Annotated in this window: 19 protein-coding genes; 7 read left to right on the forward strand and 12 right to left on the reverse strand. The window is 60.4% G+C overall.

What is annotated here, in order from left to right:
• Positions 1-4: 4 nt before the first annotated feature.
• A complete protein-coding gene (locus ACFO3E_RS08865; protein ID WP_380803903.1) occupies positions 5-952 on the reverse strand; it encodes a GNAT family N-acetyltransferase in 948 nt (315 codons plus the stop codon).
• A 73-nt stretch (positions 953-1,025) separates the two neighbouring features.
• Between ACFO3E_RS08865 and ACFO3E_RS08870 the strand changes: the two genes are divergently transcribed.
• Positions 1,026-1,331, forward strand: a complete 306-nt coding sequence (locus ACFO3E_RS08870) for a KTSC domain-containing protein (protein ID WP_380803906.1) — start codon at positions 1,026-1,028, stop codon at positions 1,329-1,331.
• Between the two features lie 10 nt (positions 1,332-1,341).
• On the opposite strand, the gene ACFO3E_RS08875 is transcribed toward ACFO3E_RS08870, so the two are convergent.
• From ACFO3E_RS08875 to ACFO3E_RS08885, 3 genes are all read right to left on the reverse strand, one after another.
• The gene (locus ACFO3E_RS08875) at positions 1,342-1,596 is read right to left on the reverse strand and encodes a hypothetical protein (RefSeq protein WP_380804141.1); all 255 of its coding nucleotides are present in this window, start codon (positions 1,594-1,596) and stop codon (positions 1,342-1,344) included.
• Between the two features lie 5 nt (positions 1,597-1,601).
• The gene (ku, locus tag ACFO3E_RS08880) at positions 1,602-2,489 is read right to left on the reverse strand and encodes a non-homologous end joining protein Ku (RefSeq protein WP_066530286.1); all 888 of its coding nucleotides are present in this window, start codon (positions 2,487-2,489) and stop codon (positions 1,602-1,604) included.
• A gap of 120 nt (positions 2,490-2,609) precedes the next feature.
• Positions 2,610-2,978 carry a DUF1622 domain-containing protein gene (locus ACFO3E_RS08885; protein ID WP_066530288.1) on the reverse strand — a complete coding sequence of 123 codons (369 nt, stop codon included), beginning with the start codon at positions 2,976-2,978 and terminating at the stop codon, positions 2,610-2,612.
• A 345-nt stretch (positions 2,979-3,323) separates the two neighbouring features.
• On the opposite strand from ACFO3E_RS08885, the gene ACFO3E_RS08890 reads away from it, so the two are divergent.
• The 3 genes from ACFO3E_RS08890 (at position 3,324) to ACFO3E_RS08900 (ending at position 5,782) form a co-directional block, all read left to right on the forward strand.
• Positions 3,324-4,076: a DUF72 domain-containing protein gene (locus ACFO3E_RS08890; RefSeq protein ID WP_066530289.1), complete on the forward strand. Its 753-nt coding sequence runs from the start codon at positions 3,324-3,326 to the stop codon at positions 4,074-4,076.
• Positions 4,077-4,147: 71 nt separating this feature from the next.
• Positions 4,148-4,534: a hypothetical protein gene (locus ACFO3E_RS08895; RefSeq protein WP_066530291.1), complete on the forward strand. Its 387-nt coding sequence runs from the start codon at positions 4,148-4,150 to the stop codon at positions 4,532-4,534.
• Between the two features lie 48 nt (positions 4,535-4,582).
• Positions 4,583-5,782 carry an META domain-containing protein gene (locus ACFO3E_RS08900; protein WP_380803911.1) on the forward strand — a complete coding sequence of 400 codons (1,200 nt, stop codon included), beginning with the start codon at positions 4,583-4,585 and terminating at the stop codon, positions 5,780-5,782.
• 1,188 nt (positions 5,783-6,970) lie between these two features.
• On the opposite strand, the gene ACFO3E_RS08905 is transcribed toward ACFO3E_RS08900, so the two are convergent.
• The 3 genes from ACFO3E_RS08905 to ACFO3E_RS08915 form a co-directional block, all read right to left on the reverse strand.
• Positions 6,971-7,114 carry a hypothetical protein gene (locus ACFO3E_RS08905; protein WP_197486404.1) on the reverse strand — a complete coding sequence of 48 codons (144 nt, stop codon included), beginning with the start codon at positions 7,112-7,114 and terminating at the stop codon, positions 6,971-6,973.
• Positions 7,115-7,257: 143 nt separating this feature from the next.
• On the reverse strand, positions 7,258-7,521 hold the full coding sequence (locus ACFO3E_RS08910; protein ID WP_380803914.1) for a type II toxin-antitoxin system Phd/YefM family antitoxin: 264 nt from the start codon (positions 7,519-7,521) through the stop codon (positions 7,258-7,260).
• A gap of 145 nt (positions 7,522-7,666) precedes the next feature.
• Positions 7,667-7,900 (reverse strand): hypothetical protein, encoded by a 234-nt coding sequence (locus ACFO3E_RS08915; RefSeq protein WP_380803917.1) that lies wholly within the window; start codon positions 7,898-7,900, stop codon positions 7,667-7,669.
• Positions 7,901-8,866: 966 nt separating this feature from the next.
• On the opposite strand from ACFO3E_RS08915, the gene ACFO3E_RS08920 reads away from it, so the two are divergent.
• Together ACFO3E_RS08920 and ACFO3E_RS08925 are read left to right on the forward strand one after the other, a co-directional pair.
• Positions 8,867-9,364: an Hsp20 family protein gene (locus ACFO3E_RS08920; protein WP_380803920.1), complete on the forward strand. Its 498-nt coding sequence runs from the start codon at positions 8,867-8,869 to the stop codon at positions 9,362-9,364.
• Between the two features lie 57 nt (positions 9,365-9,421).
• Entirely contained in the window at positions 9,422-9,925 is a 504-nt protein-coding gene (locus ACFO3E_RS08925; RefSeq protein ID WP_380803923.1) for an Hsp20/alpha crystallin family protein, read from the forward strand.
• Here the strand turns inward: ACFO3E_RS08925 and ACFO3E_RS08930 are convergent.
• From ACFO3E_RS08930 to ACFO3E_RS08940, 3 genes are read right to left on the reverse strand one after another with little or no spacing between them, the layout of a single operon-like run.
• Complete coding sequence (locus ACFO3E_RS08930) at positions 9,922-10,164, reverse strand: hypothetical protein (RefSeq protein ID WP_380803926.1); 243 nt, start codon at positions 10,162-10,164, stop codon at positions 9,922-9,924. The genes ACFO3E_RS08925 and ACFO3E_RS08930 overlap by 4 nt on opposite strands.
• 36 nt (positions 10,165-10,200) lie before the next feature.
• Positions 10,201-12,741, reverse strand: coding sequence for an ABC transporter permease (locus tag ACFO3E_RS08935; protein WP_380803929.1), 2,541 nt, complete (start codon positions 12,739-12,741; stop codon positions 10,201-10,203).
• The gene (locus tag ACFO3E_RS08940) at positions 12,738-13,427 is read right to left on the reverse strand and encodes an ABC transporter ATP-binding protein (RefSeq protein ID WP_066530312.1); all 690 of its coding nucleotides are present in this window, start codon (positions 13,425-13,427) and stop codon (positions 12,738-12,740) included. Before ACFO3E_RS08940 ends, ACFO3E_RS08935 begins: the two co-directional genes overlap by 4 nt.
• Before the next feature lie 18 nt (positions 13,428-13,445).
• On the opposite strand from ACFO3E_RS08940, the gene ACFO3E_RS08945 reads away from it, so the two are divergent.
• Positions 13,446-14,147, forward strand: a complete 702-nt coding sequence (locus tag ACFO3E_RS08945) for an arylesterase (protein WP_380803932.1) — start codon at positions 13,446-13,448, stop codon at positions 14,145-14,147.
• 106 nt (positions 14,148-14,253) lie between these two features.
• On the opposite strand, the gene creD is transcribed toward ACFO3E_RS08945, so the two are convergent.
• Together creD and ACFO3E_RS08955 are read right to left on the reverse strand one after the other, a co-directional pair.
• Complete coding sequence (gene creD / locus ACFO3E_RS08950; protein WP_380803935.1) at positions 14,254-15,708, reverse strand: cell envelope integrity protein CreD; 1,455 nt, start codon at positions 15,706-15,708, stop codon at positions 14,254-14,256.
• Between the two features lie 229 nt (positions 15,709-15,937).
• Positions 15,938-17,050: an App1 family protein gene (locus ACFO3E_RS08955; RefSeq protein WP_380803937.1), complete on the reverse strand. Its 1,113-nt coding sequence runs from the start codon at positions 17,048-17,050 to the stop codon at positions 15,938-15,940.
• Positions 17,051-17,073: the final 23 nt, after the last annotated feature.

The raw sequence follows: 17,073 nt of genomic DNA on the forward strand, positions 1-17,073 counted from the left end.
CTGCCTAAGAAGGAGCGCCGATAGCACGGGAGAAGCGGTAGCTGGTCTGTTCGAATTTGAGCCCCCGGAAAAATCCATGAGAATGCGCGATCTCAATGTCACTCATCACCTCAACCATGGTGCAGCCGGCTTCACGCAACGCGGTCATGGCTGCCTCGAGCATGGCAGATCCAATCCTGCGGCGACGATGGTTGGCATCCACAAGCAGCATGGTGATGCGGCCGACTTCCCCATGCTGTACCGTGGGCACCAAAGCCCAACCACAGCAGCCGACCAAAGTACCCAGTTCAGCAACCAACATGCCCCCCTTTGCTTGTTGAACAGCGGCTAGATTGCGGGCGATCGCAAGCTCGTCGATCTCGATATGGGTCAGTTGGTCCAACAATCTCGCCAGTGCGGCGGCGTCACCCGATTTAGCAACCCGTATTGCAAGTTTGGGTTCTGGCTTTGGCGTCGGCGTCTGCTCAGGCTTCGCACGCGCCGGTCCCACTCGCGTCGAGCCAGGCTCAGCAGCCCGCTTACGCATCGGGCGCCCCTGCCGAGACTTCAGTTCCGCGATCTTTTCCGGATCCTGCTCACGCCCTAGCCGGTCGCCGGCGGGCCGAGCTCCACCTCTTCTCGCTATTCTCGTGGGTGGCGGCGTGTCGGCATCTCTGTCCTTAGCGTCCTTCGCCTTGGCGCCGGGCGCAGGCTTTGCGGGTCTCGCAGGCGTCGCGTCGGCCGACGCCTTCCATGTATTGGCTGCTCCGGCGCGAAGATACTCCTCGACCTCAGCAGCCGAGGCCGTAAGGCCATCGTCTCCAATACCAAGCAACGCCTTTCCAGTCGCATCCGTCAGGCCGAATTTGCCATAATCTCCCGTTCCTGGCTTGCGCCTACGTGACTTCACGAGCTTTAGGCCGCGATGCTCGGCCATGCCCCGCAACTTTTCACCGATGGTCCTGTCGTCCATGGGTGTATAACCCGTGACGACAAGCGAGGGTCCTGGCGGCGATCGCCAAGCCTGAACGCAGACTCACCTCAACTTGAAACCGATTCGCACGGGCGCAACCGTCGGAACGCAGGAGTCGGGCGAGCGCTGCTTCTTCATGCGCGCGTGCCGCTTCACAAACTCGTCGATGATCGATCGCGCCGCCTTCGATGATGACGCAAGGATGTTGACCATCTCATTCCGGCAGACTGGCAAATATGTATATTATGATGTGCCCGGCATCATATTCGAAGAATTGTGCAAGGCCCGCTCAGCCGGTGCATTCTTCAATCAGGAAATCAAAGGTCGCTATCCGTGTCGCCGCGATCCTGCGCGACGCCGCTTTGGACCGAACGCCTGATCTCTTGTCGTCAAGCATCACCCAGCGCGCGATAAACCGACATCAGATGCCGCCCGGCAATGGCGCGGGCCCGAGGCGAGCGCACTGTCTCCTCATTTGTTTCATGTAGCATCGTGAGCATATCAAGCACTTCTTGCCGCGGCGTCCCCGCCTCGAGAAGGTATGTGCCGATAAGGGCCAGGAGATTGCTCCACAAGGTGATGGCACCTTCAGCGAAAGCGGCATCATTGTCATCGTCATCGCGCTGTCGGATCGCCCCAGCCACCTTGATCAAGCCCGCTTTCGTGCAGGCGACTTGGCCGGAGCCTTGGCGGCCGGCTTCTTCCCACTTGCCTTATTCGCCGGCTTCTTCGCTGCAGGCTTTGCGCCGCCCGAGCCCCCGAGCGAATTCTTGAGTGCTGCCATGAGATCGACCACGTTGCTGCCGCGCGGATCGGCTCCGCCCTCATCCGTATCGATGTTAAGGGTCTTGCCTTTCTTCTTGCGCTCAATGAGGTCCTTCAGCGCGTCAACATAGCGGTCGTGAAACTCGCTCGCGTCAAATTTACCCGTCTTCTTGTCAATGAGGGTCGTTGCGAGATCGAGTAATTCCTCATCCGGGTCTGCGTCGCCAATGTCGCGGAAGTAACTCGCCGCCTTATTCACCTCATCGGCATAACGCAGCGTCTCCATCACCATGCCGCGGCCGCAGGCCTTGATTGAAACGACATATTCGCGGCCGCGCATGGCAAGCTGGCCCAGGCCGATCTTGCCGCTCCGACGCAGCGCTTCACGCAGTACGATGAAGGCCTCTTCCGCCAGATCGTCGGCCGGCACCACATAATATGGCTTTTCAAAATAGATCATGTCGATGTCCTGCGCATCGACGAATTGCGTCAGTTCCAGCGTCTTTTTGCTCTCGAGCTTGACGCCTTCGATTTCCTTCTCATCGAGCAGGACATATTCACCTTTGGCATATTCAAACCCTTTTACAATGTCCTCGACGTTGACCGGACCGATCCCAGGAACGACCTTCTCGTATTTGATGCGTTTGCCCGACGGCTCGTGGATCTGGTTGAATGCGATGGTCGCGCCGCTCTTGGTCGCGGAATAAATTTCGACAGGAATGGACACCAAGGCCAGGCGGATTTGGCCTCTCCAATAAGGTCGTGCAGCCATGATCAGTCTCTCCGGCTTGGTGGGATGATGAACCCCCCGCCCTCGTGCCTGTTCCCTCATCATGCGTCCTGCGCAGACCGTGGCGCCTTCCCAAGGTGGTCGGCGGTTTGCCGCGAGCAGTCACCGGACATCCTCGGCACCCGCGCGGCGTGATCGCTGCCAGGGCCAGCAGCCCTCTATCTCCGTTTCGAGCGAGAAGCTGAGGAATGTGCGTATGACGACAATAGCAGCAAGTAAGCCCAGGCTCGTGAAGGTGAGCGGCGCAGTAACTGTAGACATGATGTCCGCGCCAACCAGAAGCTCCAGCCCGAGCAGGATCCCCCGTCCGAGGTTGGCCCTATATCGATCATAGGCTTGGCGCCAATCGCCCCGTACTCCCCCACGCAGGAAATATGCGCTCGACAGGAAGGTGCCGCCGACGATGATCGCCACTCCCGCGAGCTCGACCATTTTCGCCAGGAAATCAATTGCTGCGTGCATCTGCTCCATAGCCGATAGAAGTGCAACAGAGATAAAGCTGTTCCAAGGCGGGCCTCGTCAGCGGAACACCATCGAAGGCCGAGGGTTCGCGATGAGAAGCTGATGCTCGGTCGGAGGACAGCTAGCATGGGGAAGATGCAATCACACGGATATACAGCCAAACGACCGCCCGTCTCGCCGCCGCGACTGAGGGACAGGCGAGGCGCTGGCAAGAGACCCAAGCATTGAGCATGCAACTGCAACGCGGCCGGACACCACCAGCCGGCCGATCGGCACGGCTCTCCCTCAGCCATGAGGTCACCCTGTGTCGCTTTAAGGCGATCGGCAAAATCCCACCCTCGAGGTTTCAGAGCGATGCAGGCAATTAATATCGGCACGGCAGGGTGGAGCATTTCTCGCGCGTCAGCGGAGGCCTTTCCCAGCGAGGGTTCTGGCCTCGAAAGATATGCCTCGCGGTTCAAGGTCGCGGAGATCAACAGTTCTTTCCACCGCTCGCACCGGCCTTCGACCTGGGCGCGCTGGCGCGATAACTCGCCTGAAGGTTTCCTCTTTTCGGTCAAACTGCCGAAGCGCATCACGCACGAACTCAAGCTTTTGGATTGCGCTGCGCCACTCGACCAGTTTCTGGCAGAGGCGCACATATTGGAGAGGAAGCTGGCCGTGCTGCTGGTTCAGCTGCCGCCCAAGCTCGAATTCAAGCTGGAGGTAGCGAGCCGCTTCTTCAGCGATTTGAGCTCGAGCAGCTCAGCCTCGATTGCTTGCGAGCCGCGCCATCCCAGTTGGTTCGAGGCGGAAGCCGAAGCACTGCTCAACCAGCACCAGATTGCGCGTGTAGGGGCCGATCCAGCCGTCTGCCCGGCAGCCGCCTACCCCGGAGGATGGAACGGCCTACGCTACTGGCGGCTGCACGGCTCCCCGGTTATGTACCGGTCCAGCTATGCCGATCGGGTGCATTCTTATGCGGCGTTGCTTCATCAGGAAACAGCAGCGCACCGGCAGACCTGGTGCATATTCGACAATACGGCTTCCTCGGCGGCGGTAAGTGACGCCCTGGCTTTGATGGATGAGGTCGAGAAGCTCACGGTTCCCCCTTCAAGCAGATCATGAAGGAGCGTCCGCCCTGCGGCGCGGGTGAAGCCGCCGTCGGAACTCTTCTGATCGTCAGTGCTTGGTAGCTGATGGTTGAAAATGCGAGAAGAACTTCGCCCCTTCGCTTTGCGCCGCTCCTGATTGCCTACGCTCTGCTGGGGGCCTGCAACCGCAATGACGGTCCTACAGTGATTGATGGTAGTAGCCAGGCCGCGTTCGAACAAAGCCTTCAGGCCGCGCGGCGCGATGTGGGTCCCAAGGACCGCCTCAAGCTTGAGGCGGCGATCAGGGAACATCAGGCGCGAATGTTTGCCAAGGCAGACAATCGACAGGAATATGAGCGGCTCGTGCGGCAGGGCATGGACGGCCTCACCGCGCCAGCCATCGTCAGACAATTCGACAAGGATGTCGATCGGGTAAGCGGAAAGGCTGCAGACGCCGTCTTCGACGCGAAGCGCGCGCTGAAGGAGCTTTGAGGGCGCGAAGGGGTCGGAGCCATTCTCGTTTGTGGTCGTTCCCGTCAAATGACGCGTCAATTGTGCCTGACCATCTTGCTGACCGTCGCCGGCTGCGCCTCTCCTGTGAATGCGCCTATGCCTCAGTCGTCAGCGTTACCGAGCGCGGCGAGCGCTGAGGATGACGGCACGTATCTGCAGCGCATAGACCCCTTGGGTGGGCAATGGCGTGTAGAACGGCTCGGGCGGCAAGACTTCACGCGGTTCAATGGCTGGATAAACTTCAGCGGCGGCGGTTTCCTTAATCATGGTGCCGGCTGTAGCGGCGGATATCCAGCATTTTACCGGATTGAGGAGAATCATATTTCGATAACAAGGCTGGAAAAAGCGCAGGTGGGGAAGTGCGCCTCCACCTCCACGGCAACCCGTCCGCTCGCCATCGAAAGTGAGCGCCGTTTGGCCTCGTTCCTGGATGAGGTCGTCAGTTGGAGCCGTCCTGACGAACGCACGCTGCTTCTGACGGGCAGCGGTGGTGAGAGCGCGCTGCTCACGCAACCAATCGAGCCACATCCTGAGATCGCGGGGCGATGGCTGATCGAAAGCATCGACGGCAAGGCAGTGGTTACAGAGGAGCGTCCGCCGATGCTTTCGATCTCGATGAACTCTATTGGTGTATATGCGGACTGTAATTCAATGGGAGGCACGTTCTCCGTTCCTGCACCTGGTCGGATCAAGGTAACCGGTCCCTTCGTCTCAACTTTGATTGGATGCTCAGCTGAGGACGCTGCGGAAGATGCGCTCATGACTGCGGCAATCACGAGCGCCACTGCGTTCCACCTGCAAGGTGACAAGCTGATATTCTCCGGTAGCAAAGACATGGTGGTGCGTCGTCCCGCGCCTCCAGATCGAAGGCTTACAGGCGAATATGCGGCGTGCGGAGACACTCTCCTCGGCGCCTATCATGAAGGGCCAATTACCCTTCTAATAGACAGTCACAACATGGCCGATAATGCCGGCTGCTCCGCCAGCTACAGCACAAATGGCCCGCACATATCGCTTGTATTGGAAAAAAACCGACCAACCTGCGCGTCCCCTGCTCCACCCTTTTTACCGGGACAGCCAGTAGCTATTGGCGGCGCTATTTCGCCCTTGGCGACCGTGCGCCCTGACGGGTTTGGATTTGATGAGCAAGGTCGATTGATACTTAGGACTATGCGAGGGCTGCTTAAAATGTGCCGCAAAGGTTCCCCTTTGCCCCTGGGCGGCTGAGAGCGGAGCCGCAGATGCAACTGCGCACCTATCTGCCTCTTCAGGTTCGGACATTCCTCTTTCGCCCGGCCAACCCCCGCGGGTGGAAACCAACCGACAAATAAGTGCATCTTTGGTGGACGATGCCTTCAAACGTTTACTGTGATGGCCCCAAACGTCGCAACCGCCTGCTCCGATATCGATCATGAGAACCAGCAAAGAGTTTCCGAGGCTTCATTCACTTACCACGTGACCTTGTTCTTCCCAATTAGTTTAAGCGCCATCAGGTACAAAGGATTGACAGCGAGGTGGAATAATGGCGATCTCCCAAGACAAATATCAGTACGGTGCAGCCCGGCCACTTACGCTGGCCGGTTGAGGACTAGCAGCTTCCGGGTTGGCTGCCTTGGAAACCAGCACAAGTACACGAGCCGCGCGCGGTTTGCGCTGGCATCTTTTACCCACGGACGAACGGATGGCAGCGGCCTTGAGAAGGCCCTTCAATCGCCATTTCGTTGCGGAATAACAACAGGTTGCCGTCAGGTCATTAGCTTGCCAGTCTACGTCGCCGGAGGGGGCGGAACCCACCTCGAACCGCGTGTTACCAGCCATTACCTCGCCGCCCTGATCGTGGAGGGGGGCGCGTGCGGCGCTGGTTGGACGTCGTCCCGCGGCGTGGGCAACATTCAAGCGTGAAGAATGGATCCAACACGATCAGCGTGAGTTCCAGCGCGTCCTCGACGCTCTGGTCAGGGCCGAGGACCCCACCGCAACCGACGACGACATCCTGTCGGTCATGAAGGCGATGACGATCAATTGCGTTCGACCTCGACCAGGACGATGCATCGCGGGATAGGGCAACTGTGCAGCACACCGATGTTGAAGTGGTGGGGGACCGCGTGCGGTTAGGCTAGGACCAGATTGTCGGTGACAGCGGAAGTCGCGAAGCTCTGGCCGCTGACGGCGACGCGGATGTCCGGGAGCAAATGGGTCTGCGGCTTTCTGGTGCCAAAGAGCCGGCCGCGCGCGTCGCTCCGAGGATCTCGGCATCTTCGCATGTCAGAAGGTACGATTGACCTGTCCGACGCGGCGTGCGTCAAAAGCCGCAAGCCACTTGGTCCTCACAACCTCATACAGGCTGGCCGGAAGCAGGCCGTAGGCGACATTTCCCTCCTTGCCGCCGGGAACGGGACGGATGTCGGGACCGGGCTATTGAAAGCGGTTGGCTTCCGAGAGGATGATCCAGGAGCGAGCGTCATCGAGACCAAGGCGCGCCTTGGTCCTAGTGGGAATCTCGACCGCCAGTCGTTCGTCGGTGGGCGGCGTGTGGGTCACCGGAAGGACTGTAACCAACTGCTTGCCATCCTTGGTCGTTGTCGCGAGCAAAACGCACAGGGCCGATCCTTGCTGCCGTCCTCGACGCCGCTTTTAGCTTCATGGCTCCAGAGAAAGGAATGTCGAATAAACAAGGCCGGGAACCGGGTTCGGTAGCGGCATCAGTGATCCCGCAACTCATCATCGAAATTTGCGGCCTCGACCGGCGGGCGCGCCGAGGCGACAGCTGCGCGATCCTCCTCGCTGAAGTCGCCGAATGAGAGTAGCTCGCGATCGCGGCTCTTGAGCCGCTGATATTCGGCGTGCGACATGAGGACGAGGCTGTCATGCCCATGATGCGTAATGGTGAGCGGGCTCTCCAGCGCTTGCCGGCTGATGCGGCCGAACGACTTGGATGCCTCGACGGAACTGACTGAGTGGGCCATTGCGATTCTCCTATCCGGAAAGTACGGAGTTTCCGGATAGGCTTCGAGGGGTCGCACAAATTATCGCGTATGAAGGCAGCTATGGCTGCGCCAGCCGCTGGTAGTTCTCATTGCTGGCCAGTTCCAACGCGCTCTTGAAGATCATTCAGGTGGGATTGGCATAACCGCGCGCCAGGCTCTGCGCCCACAACAGAAGGATGTTGATGCCTGATATTGTTTGCCGCGGGTGCGCAGCGGCAGGCTGGCGGAGCCGCTCGCCCAGCTTGGCGACCAGGACGCACGCCCTTTTTCCAGAGGCGCAATAATTTGGTCGGGTGACCTCCTGATAGATATCTGCCCGTCTGGTCTTGCTGCCGCTAGTGTTGTTCTTCCGTCCCATGATGTTTTCCCTTCCAATCTGGAGCCGAAGGCGATGGCGCCATCGACTTCTGCCCACTGGCGAAAGCGGGAGGGTTGAACCGGCAATGTCAGGGCTGGTTGGCGGCGAGGGGGATCGCCCGGCTTGTACAAGCGGAGCGCGGAAAGCTGGGGAAACTCTGTTGGAGCTGGCGGTGGCCTGTGGCGAGGTTAATACACCAAGCGAGTGCCGCGAGACGGTCCAGCCCTTGCCGGGAAGGGAGGAGGCCAATAGTTAATGAAGGAGCGACGGCGCGAGGATCTTGAACAGGATCGGGTTAGTGTCTAATTTCACGTCCGGCCGTTGTCGGCCGCGATAGGAAGAGGATAGGAAGAAAGGAGGCAAAGCAATGTCCCTCTCCCATTTTCAGCACCCCTTGGACATTGTTCATCATCCGCAGTTCGAGCCAGAGGTAAAGCGATCCATCCTGGCATCCTGGGCATCGGACGCTCATGCAGTTGAGGGCAAGCCCGCCCTGAGAAAGCCACCCAATGTACGGCGTCCATTCTCAGTCGATGATGTGATGAGAGCGCTGCGCGACCTCGACGGGCGCTCGCATTGAGCAATGTTGCACCGATTTCTGGTGCCACGCTACGGCCAGCGCTATTAGTGACCGAGCGGAAATGCGCTTGCGGACGCTAACGCTGGCCCTGGCACGGCAGATGGGTCGGTGAGCATCTGATCCCCTCCCACAAAGAGAGGCGGCTTGAGCTTACACTTGAAGAAAAGCGTGGGTGGGGCGACGTCGAGGAACGCGCCCCGCCTGCCTCACCCGATCAAACATTCCACGCGCTAAAAATGGGAGATTTCAGCACGCCCGAGGGCCTTGAAAAACCACTAAAGCTCACCAGATAAATCGCTGCCGGATGCCGGCAGGGTCCGGTATGGAGAGCGCCCGCTCTCTCGGGCGCATCTTCATAGACTTGTTGCTCAATGGAGGACTTGGATATGAGGACCAGCTTCGACTTTACCCCGTTTCGAATGTCGACCGTGGGTTTCGATCGGTTGTTCGACCTGCTGGAAAACGGGTTGGCCGCAAATGTCGGCGAGGGCTATCCGCCTTTCAACATCGTCCGTGAAGGTGATGATCGCTACCGCATCGACCTGGCGGTGGCAGGCTTCCGCCAGGAAGAGATCGAAATCTCGACGCAGCAGAATATGCTCGTCGTGAGCGGCCGCAAGAGCGATGGCGAGGAAGGCCATGTGCTTTATCGCGGCATCGGCGCGCGCGACTTTGAGCGCCGCTTTGGCCTGGCCGATCACGTTCAGGTGAGGACCGCGGACTTGAAGGACGGCGTGCTGTCGATTGAACTGATGCGCGAAATTCCGGAGGCGATGAAGCCCCGGAAAATCCGGATCAGTTCTGTGACTGGCGATCCCGAGCAACCGCAAGCAAGGTCCGCAATCGCGAACGATGACGGCATTCAGCTAGAGGCGAAACAATAAACTCATCGCCGCTGAAAACATGTGGCGATGAGTGCCAGCAACCCAAGGAGATGGATCATGGCAATGCGTGATTTGGTCCCATGGCGCCGGCAAGAGAATATGGCGCCTGCAATGTATCAACAAAGGGAACAGAGCCCCTTCGCTCAGCTGCATCGGGAGATGGACAGGCTTTTTGACGACTTCTTCCGTACCCCGATGCTGAGTGGGGGCGCTCTTTCCAGTCCAGGCTGGCCAAGCCTGGAGGTGAAGGAGAGTGAGGACCAGGTGACGATCACCGCAGAACTTCCCGGCTTGAACGAGAAGGATATCGAACTCTCTATCTATAATGGCGTCCTGACCCTCAAGGGTGAAAAGAAGAGCGAGCATCAAGATAAGGACCGGGGCTGGTCCGAACGCTTCTACGGCCGCTTCGACCGCTCCATCGTTCTTCCGATGGGCGCGGACGAAGAACATTGTGATGCTCATTTCAGTGACGGCGTGCTGACCGTGCGTCTTCCGAAATCGGAGGCAACCGAGAAGGAGCGCAGGATCCCGATCGGTTCGCCGCCGACGCAGCATTAATTCCTCAGGCGTGCCGCCTCGCGCGGCACGCCTGGTTTGTGAATGCAGCCGCATGTAGAGGCAATGTCGGCCACGTCGGCGCAGCTTTCAAGCCCTGCCACATCCTTGAAAACATCGTAGCGATGTTTGGGCTCGCGCTGATTGCATTTGTCGCCGCGGAGTCCGGGCCGCTTAACTTTAGGGCAGTCGCGTGCAGGCTCAGCGATCATGAAGCGGCCTTTCAACTTACGCGCCGACATAATGCCGGTGCACTGGGAGCCCGGTCGTGGATACTGTTAAAGCGATCGGAGCGCGCGCGCGGGGCGGACAGACATGAGCGGTATCGACCCCAGCAATCCTATAGCCAAGGTCAGCATCCCGCCAGCTGTCAGCGTCGCGGTAACCAATATCCAGTCAGGCGACCAGGCAAATGTGAAAATCTGCACGATCACGAACCAGGCCGCGCCGAGACCCAGTCCGAAGGCCACTAGCGCGACGATCGTCGCCAACAGCGCATATTCGATCGCTTGGGCACCCAATATCTGCCAGCGCGTCGCCCCCAGCGTCTTGAGGATCACACTGTCATAAGCCCGCGTCTGCCGAGATGCCGCGATGGCGCCGATCAGCACCGCAATGCCGGCAAGGATCGCGACCGATCCGGCCAGGATTATCGCGGTTGCCATCTGACCTAACAGGAGTGTCACCTGTCCCACCACCTCACCGACCTCGATGATCGAGATCGATGGGAAGGCGGAAAGCAGCGCGCGCGTCAGCCGCCCTTCCGACTGTTTGGACGACGGGGTCGTCGAAGGCGGGGCCGTGATCGTCGCCGCCAGGCTATGGGGAGCGCCCCGCAGGCTGCTGGGTGAAAACACCATGATATAGTTGAAGCCCATCGTCTCCCAATTCACCTGTCGCAGAGAGGCGATGCGCGCCTCGATCTCCCGCCCAAGAACGGAAACCACCAGCCTGTCTCCGATCCCGACGCCCATGACCTTTGCCGCTTCGCGATCAAGCGAGACGAGCGGCGGTCCGTCATAGCCGCCCGGCCACCATTGCCCCTCCACGAGATCGGACCCTTCCGGCAGGCTGTCGCTGTAGGTGACCCCGCGCTCGCCGCGCAGGAACCAAGCATCCCTGGGCAATTCCTCAAGGTCCGCGACCCGCGTGCCGCCATAGGCGACGATCGTTCCGCGCAAGGTAGGAACGATGTTGACCTGCGCGCCCGGTGCTTCCCGCACGATCAGGCGCTGGAAAGCCTGTTGCTGGTCGACGGGAATGTCGAGCACGAACTGGTCGGGGGCGGTGCGCGGCACAGTGTTGCGAATTTCGGCACTGAGGCTCGACTGGATCGCCGCCAGCGTGACGAATAGGGTGAGGCCGAGCCCGAGCGCCACGACCAACGCACTCGTCTGCGCACCTGGGCGGTGCAGGTTGGCGACGGCCAGACGCAGCAGCGCCGCCCTGGGCCGCCGCATCCGCCGCGCCATCCTTTGCACGAGCATGCCGATGCCGAGCAGGATCACCACCGTCGTCCCAATGGCGCCCAGCACCGAGGCTGCAAACAACGGTTCACGCGCGGTTCCGACGGCGAGCATGACGGTTGCCAGCGCGGCAATCCCCACGGCAACCGCGCTCGCTCTATCCAGTCCGCGCCGCCTGTCGACCGTCTCCCGGAACAGGGCCGCGGCGGGCAAGGTGCGCGCATGGGCCAGCGCTGGCACGATGAACATGAAGGCGACCAGAAGGCCGTAAGCCGCGCTGATCAGGAAGGGCCGGATGGTCAAGGTGAAGGAAGGCTGGACGGGCAGCAGGTCACCGGCCGCCGCCAGCAGCAGTGCGGGCAGCCCCGCCCCCACCAGCAGACCGCAGCCTGTCGCCAAGAGGGCGACTATACCGACCTGCATCAGGTAGATGCGCGATATGTCGCTCGACGTCGCGCCCAATATCTTGAGCGTTGCGATGCCGTCGCGCTTGATTGCAAGGTAGGAGGTGACGCCATTGCCCACCCCGATCCCCGCAATGGCAAGAGCGCTCAACCCGATGAGCGACAGAAACTGGCCCATGCGCTCGAAAAAGCGGCTGATTCCCGGCGCGGCGCGGTCGCGGTCCTTGATCTCGAACCCTGCGGCTGGGAAGGCGCGTTTCAACGCATCGGCCGCCGCGCGGACATCCGTCCCGGGCGCCACCCGGACACGATACTTGCTTTCATAAAGGCTGCCGGGCTGGAGCAAGCCCGCGCGGCGGAGGCCCTCCAGAGACGTGATTGCGACCGGTCCCAGCGTGAAACCTTCCCCCACGCGATCCGGCTCATCCACGATGATGTCCCGGATGCGGAAATCCGCGCTGCCGTAGCGCAGATGCTGCCCTGGTCGAAGCGCAAGCCTGTCGGCCAGTCCTTGTCCAATCACCAGCTCGTCGGCCCGCAGCAGCCCGGCCGAGCCTCTCTTCAGCATCAAAGTGCCGTAGAGCGGATAGGCCCAGTCGACGCCCTTCAGTTCCGTCAACACGGCGGCGGCCCCACTGTCGCTGCTCGAGCGTTGCGCCATGGCGCGCAAGCGAATGGTTTCGCTCAGTTGGCCCAGCCGACGGAAGGCGACCTTCTCCTCCCCGCTCGCTTCGCGCTGCGACATGGCGACTTCGAGATCGCCACCCAGCAACGATTGCCCCCTGCTGGCGATTTCCCCCGTGATGGCGGCGGTCAAATTGCCGATCGTCGCCAATGTTGCCACGCCAAGGAAAAGGCAAATGAATAGCAAGCGCAGTCCTCTCAGGCCGCGGTGCAGGTCGCGCAGTGCGATGCGCCAGCAGCCCCGCCAGTCCAGGCCCTGCCTCATGTCTGTCTTTCGGCCACGATCAGGCCATCGCGCATTTCAACGATGCGGCTGCATCGTTCGGCAAGGGCGGGATCATGGGTGATGATGACCAGTGTCGCGCCATTGGCGGCCTGCCGCGCGAAGATCAGGTTTATGATTGCGCCGCTTGTTACCCCATCCAGATTGCCTGTCGGCTCGTCGGCGAACAAGATTTCGGGGCCGGGCGCAACGGCACGGGCGATAGCCACGCGTTGCTGCTCGCCGCCGGACAGCTGCGCGGGATAATGGTGCAGCCGGCGGCCGAGCCCCACAGCCTCCAGTTCGGCCGCAGCCCGCGCGAAAGCGTCCCTTGCACCGGCAAGCTCCAGCGGCACGGCGACATTTTCGATCGCCGTCATCGTCGGCAGCAAGTGAAAGCTCTGCAGGACGATGCCGATCCGGCCGCGCCGTGCCCGCGCCAGTCCGTCCTCATCGAGCGGGCCATAGTCTATGTCGGCGACCCGCACCTCTCCCGCGCTGGCGCGCTCCAGTCCGGACAGGATTGCCATCAGCGACGATTTCCCCGACCCCGATGGCCCCAGGATCCCCAGGCTTTCTCCCCGCCGGATCGACAGGTCAACGCCCTTCAATATGTTTGTCTGTCCCAGAGACAGGGTGACATTGCGCGCCTGGATGGCGATATGGGTTGGATCAGACGAACCGTGCATGAATGAAGGAAAATCCCGATGGCGCGACAATGGCCAACATATGTGGCCTGGGGACTCATTGTGCAATTGCTCGCCGCCTGCTCGGGCGAGCCAGCATCGAACAATGCCGCCCCCTCACGCACGCGCACGGAAGGCCGCGCGGCGTCGATCGGCGAGCGAAAGCTGATCCTGGCATTTGGCGACAGCCTTTATGCGGGCTATGGCGTCGCCCAGAATGAAAGCTTCCCGCACGAGCTGGAAAAGGCCTTGAAGGCGCGGGGAGACGCCGTTGAAGTCCGCAATGCGGGCGTGTCGGGAGAAACCACGCAGGGTGGTCTTCAGCGGCTAGCCTTCACCCTGGACGGCTTGCCGCGGAAACCCGATCTGGTTCTGCTGGGCCTGGGCGGCAACGACATGTTGCGGGGCCTGGACCCGGCGCAGAGCGAGAAAAACCTGCGGGCCATGCTGGACATGCTGAAGGCGCGGAAACTGCCTGTCATGCTGACAGGCATGCTGGCCGCGCCGAACATGGGCGCAGCCTATGCGGACCGTTTCAACGCTATTTATCCCGCAGTGGCGAAGGACTATGGCGTTCCACTATATCCCTTCTTCCTAGAAGGCGTGGTTGGCAATGCCAAATATATGCAGCCAGACTCCATCCACCCCAATCCGGCCGGCGTAGACATCATCGTCGGCAAGATAGCGCCTCTGGTCCTTGGTCGCTTGGCCTCACAACGATAGAAGCTGCCACCGTTGTGCGCACTGGCCACAGAAGCGGCATGCGAGTCCAGTCTGCCATTCGCCTTCGCGCAGCAGTTACTCAGCATGACGCCAATTGGCCCGGCGCTCAGTCCCTGTGTGGACTTCCCTGTCCAACACTACTCCATTCGACGTTTCGTGTCGCGTACATCACGCTTGCAAGAGCAAGCAGCAGCAGAACCGAACCGATCAATAGCGACCATGCCTCAAGACTGAGGAGCACGAAGAGCAGCGCGTACAATCCAATCAGCAGCGCGCCTACGAATCGACCGCGTCGCCAGCTCCCCAGCACCGCAGCGCTGTAAGCCGATAGCAGGCCGATGATCGCGCCTGCGCCCAAAAGATAAGCCGGGGTGAAGCCGATCACTTCTGCAAAGGCGAGCAGCAACACGAAAAACAGCACAAGCGCTGCCCCGGTCAGCAAATATTCCGCCGCTGCGACCTTCGCCCCGCCGACAATGTCGAACAGCAGGAATGCCAGAAAGGTGAACCCGATAAACAGAAAGCCGTATTTTACAGATCGATCTACCTTCGAATAGAGGTTGATCGGCTCGATGAGACCGACAGTCACAGCCCGCGAATTGCCACTGACGGCTTCTACAGTCCGGCCAGGGTCGCGGCTGACAGCTGATGCCCTACTGTCGATGACCGGTGCCATTGCATAGCCGGAGTCGTCATTCAGAAGTGGCGGTCCGAGTTCCTCCATAGCCACGGGAGGCTGGCCGAGCGCCAACTTGTCGATCACATAACGTGCAGTAAAGCCGCGGTCCGAGATAGTGCGCCTTTCCGGAAGGAAAGCCCCACCAAAACTTGGGCTCGGCCATGTCGATCTCACTTCCCAATGGGTCTTGCCACCTCGTGGCACTAGACTCAGCGAACGACTGCCCCGCAAGCCAAAGTCATAGGTTACAGCTAGCCTTCCTTCCCCCGTCCATGGGACAAAAGCGAAGAAACCCTGTCCGCCCGTGGCCCCAGGACCTTTGCCCGGCTGCACCGCAAGCGCCTTTCCGGCAACAGATAACGAACCGCCGTTGGTCAGCCCGCGGGCATCCGACGCTCCAATGCGCAGTTCCGCGCGGTCCCATAATAACCGCTCTGCAGTGATGCCGAATCGCGGCAAGTCCTGCGGCAGCTCGAAACGGGCGGTCCCTTTAATATGTGCGTCATAGAGGACGCTGCGATAGATCGATTTGCGGCGTTCCTCCGGCCTGACGACGGTCGTGACGAAATTCTCGACCGGGGAAATGTAGAGCAGCTTTTCGATTTCGACAGTGCGGGTAATCGTTTGCCCGCCAACCTGCTCCTCTTGCACTTGGGCGATGCGGAATGGAACCGCGACGACCGGACCGGCGATAATCTGAGGCCCGCCCCATCCTGCGTTGATCGCATCCTGGGCAGTCTGTGACTGGCTCTGTCGATCCCACACGAGTGCATAAACCAGCATCAAGGGCACAATGAGCGCCAATGCCACCAGTGCCGCGAATAGAAGCTTGATCCCGGGCGAACGCGCTTTGCGTGATCCTTCGGCTGTGCCTTCGATCAATGTTTCCTCCCACAGGATAGGATCATCATGATCCCACCATAGCTGTCGCCAGGGCTGAGGGATACGGGCCAGCGGGGTGCAACCAACTAAGGCGCGGGCGATTTGGCATGAAAAGCCGCGCTACAAGTTGATCTGGGGATTGGCGCTCGCTCACGCCAAGGCTGACATATGTCGAGACCATGGGCTGCGAGCCTTATTGCACCTTGGCGGTCCGCCTATTGGAAGGGATCTATGAGGCCTTGGCGCTGATGGCCTTGGCCGCTTCAAACGGTCGATCCAGTTCAAGCCGTTCCGCGGCGGCCAAAGCATCGTTGAAGCCTGCACCGCAGAATATGGGAATACCGCTTGCCTCCATCTCGTTCAGCAGCGCACCCTTGGCCCCCTGCTTGCAGCTTCCTTCGACGTCTCTAATGAAGACCGCAGCCACCCGCCCAGGGAAATCGCGCACGACCCGCGCGTAAATCTCGACGTCATGCTGGCCATTGTCGCCGATCAGCAGGAAACGGAGCTGCGGGTAAAAAGCGAGTATGGCCTCGATGGCAGCGAGCTTGTGCGTATCATGCGCCGCCTTGATTAGCTTGCCAGGGTCGATGCCATAGTCTGTTAGGAACATGGGTCCATGGGGAATACCGTTTTGTTCCATGAACTCGGCGATGAAGCCGTAGAGATTCCACGGACTGGACGACACATAGAAGAAAGGCCGGGCGGGTGCTTGATGATCATGGGCGATCATCTGGTAAAGCCTCGCCGCGCCCGGCACGGCCAGCCTGTCCTGCGGGCGATCCACCAGTACCCTGCGCCAATTCTTGACGAAGTTCGTTGCCCCGGTTTCCACGACTGTATCGTCAATGTCGGATATGACGCCCCAATGGCTGTCCAACGCGGGCGCCATGATGGGCACCGCCATCTTAACTTGCTGCGCCTCCCGCTCGGGGGTTGATACCACCGCCTCTTCCCACCTGGTGGTCTCCGGCAGCGGCTTTTTGAGCGGGAGCGCGAAGCTGAAATAGCCTTCTTCGTCGGTCCACGTTTCGGCCGTCCCTCCGTAAGCGTCGCAACGGACACAGATTTCCGGCACTTCTTCGCTATTGTAGATCGCCATCATCGCGCGCAAGCGGGACAGTGTTCCCTCGCCCGCATCAAGCGGATCTCTGAATCGGATAACGCGGCCCGAGAAGCGGACCTCACGATCGTTGCGATAGCCGGCATAGGTGAGCAATCGGATTTTTCGCGCAGGGTCCTCATCCCTGAAAAGTAGGTCCTCGATGCGGTCGATGTCAGCTTCCACATCCACTGCGGCGGCGCGCAGGAAAGTGCTAAAAAAGGAGCGCTGCTCGGTCATGCCTGAGCCAACGAGGCGGCGAT

The organism is Sphingobium tyrosinilyticum (assembly GCF_042654265.1).
GTDB classification, from domain to species: Bacteria; Pseudomonadota; Alphaproteobacteria; order Sphingomonadales; family Sphingomonadaceae; genus Sphingobium; species Sphingobium tyrosinilyticum.

Coding starts and splice junctions, on each gene's coding strand:
- ACFO3E_RS08910 (WP_380803914.1), bottom strand. CDS start 7,521: ATGGCCCACTCAGTCAGTTCCGTCGAGGCATCCAAGTCGTTCGGCCGC.
- ACFO3E_RS08915 (WP_380803917.1), bottom strand. CDS start 7,900: ATGGGACGGAAGAACAACACTAGCGGCAGCAAGACCAGACGGGCAGAT.
- ACFO3E_RS08930 (WP_380803926.1), bottom strand. CDS start 10,164: ATGTCGGCGCGTAAGTTGAAAGGCCGCTTCATGATCGCTGAGCCTGCA.
- ACFO3E_RS08940 (WP_066530312.1), bottom strand. CDS start 13,427: ATGCACGGTTCGTCTGATCCAACCCATATCGCCATCCAGGCGCGCAAT.
- ACFO3E_RS08945 (WP_380803932.1), top strand. CDS start 13,446: ATGGCGCGACAATGGCCAACATATGTGGCCTGGGGACTCATTGTGCAA.
- ACFO3E_RS08890 (WP_066530289.1), top strand. CDS start 3,324: ATGCAGGCAATTAATATCGGCACGGCAGGGTGGAGCATTTCTCGCGCG.
- ACFO3E_RS08865 (WP_380803903.1), bottom strand. CDS start 952: ATGGACGACAGGACCATCGGTGAAAAGTTGCGGGGCATGGCCGAGCAT.
- ACFO3E_RS08925 (WP_380803923.1), top strand. CDS start 9,422: ATGGCAATGCGTGATTTGGTCCCATGGCGCCGGCAAGAGAATATGGCG.
- ACFO3E_RS08900 (WP_380803911.1), top strand. CDS start 4,583: ATGACGCGTCAATTGTGCCTGACCATCTTGCTGACCGTCGCCGGCTGC.
- ACFO3E_RS08885 (WP_066530288.1), bottom strand. CDS start 2,978: ATGGAGCAGATGCACGCAGCAATTGATTTCCTGGCGAAAATGGTCGAG.
- ACFO3E_RS08920 (WP_380803920.1), top strand. CDS start 8,867: ATGAGGACCAGCTTCGACTTTACCCCGTTTCGAATGTCGACCGTGGGT.
- ACFO3E_RS08895 (WP_066530291.1), top strand. CDS start 4,148: ATGGTTGAAAATGCGAGAAGAACTTCGCCCCTTCGCTTTGCGCCGCTC.
- ACFO3E_RS08935 (WP_380803929.1), bottom strand. CDS start 12,741: ATGAGGCAGGGCCTGGACTGGCGGGGCTGCTGGCGCATCGCACTGCGC.
- ku (WP_066530286.1), bottom strand. CDS start 2,489: ATGGCTGCACGACCTTATTGGAGAGGCCAAATCCGCCTGGCCTTGGTG.
- ACFO3E_RS08955 (WP_380803937.1), bottom strand. CDS start 17,050: ATGACCGAGCAGCGCTCCTTTTTTAGCACTTTCCTGCGCGCCGCCGCA.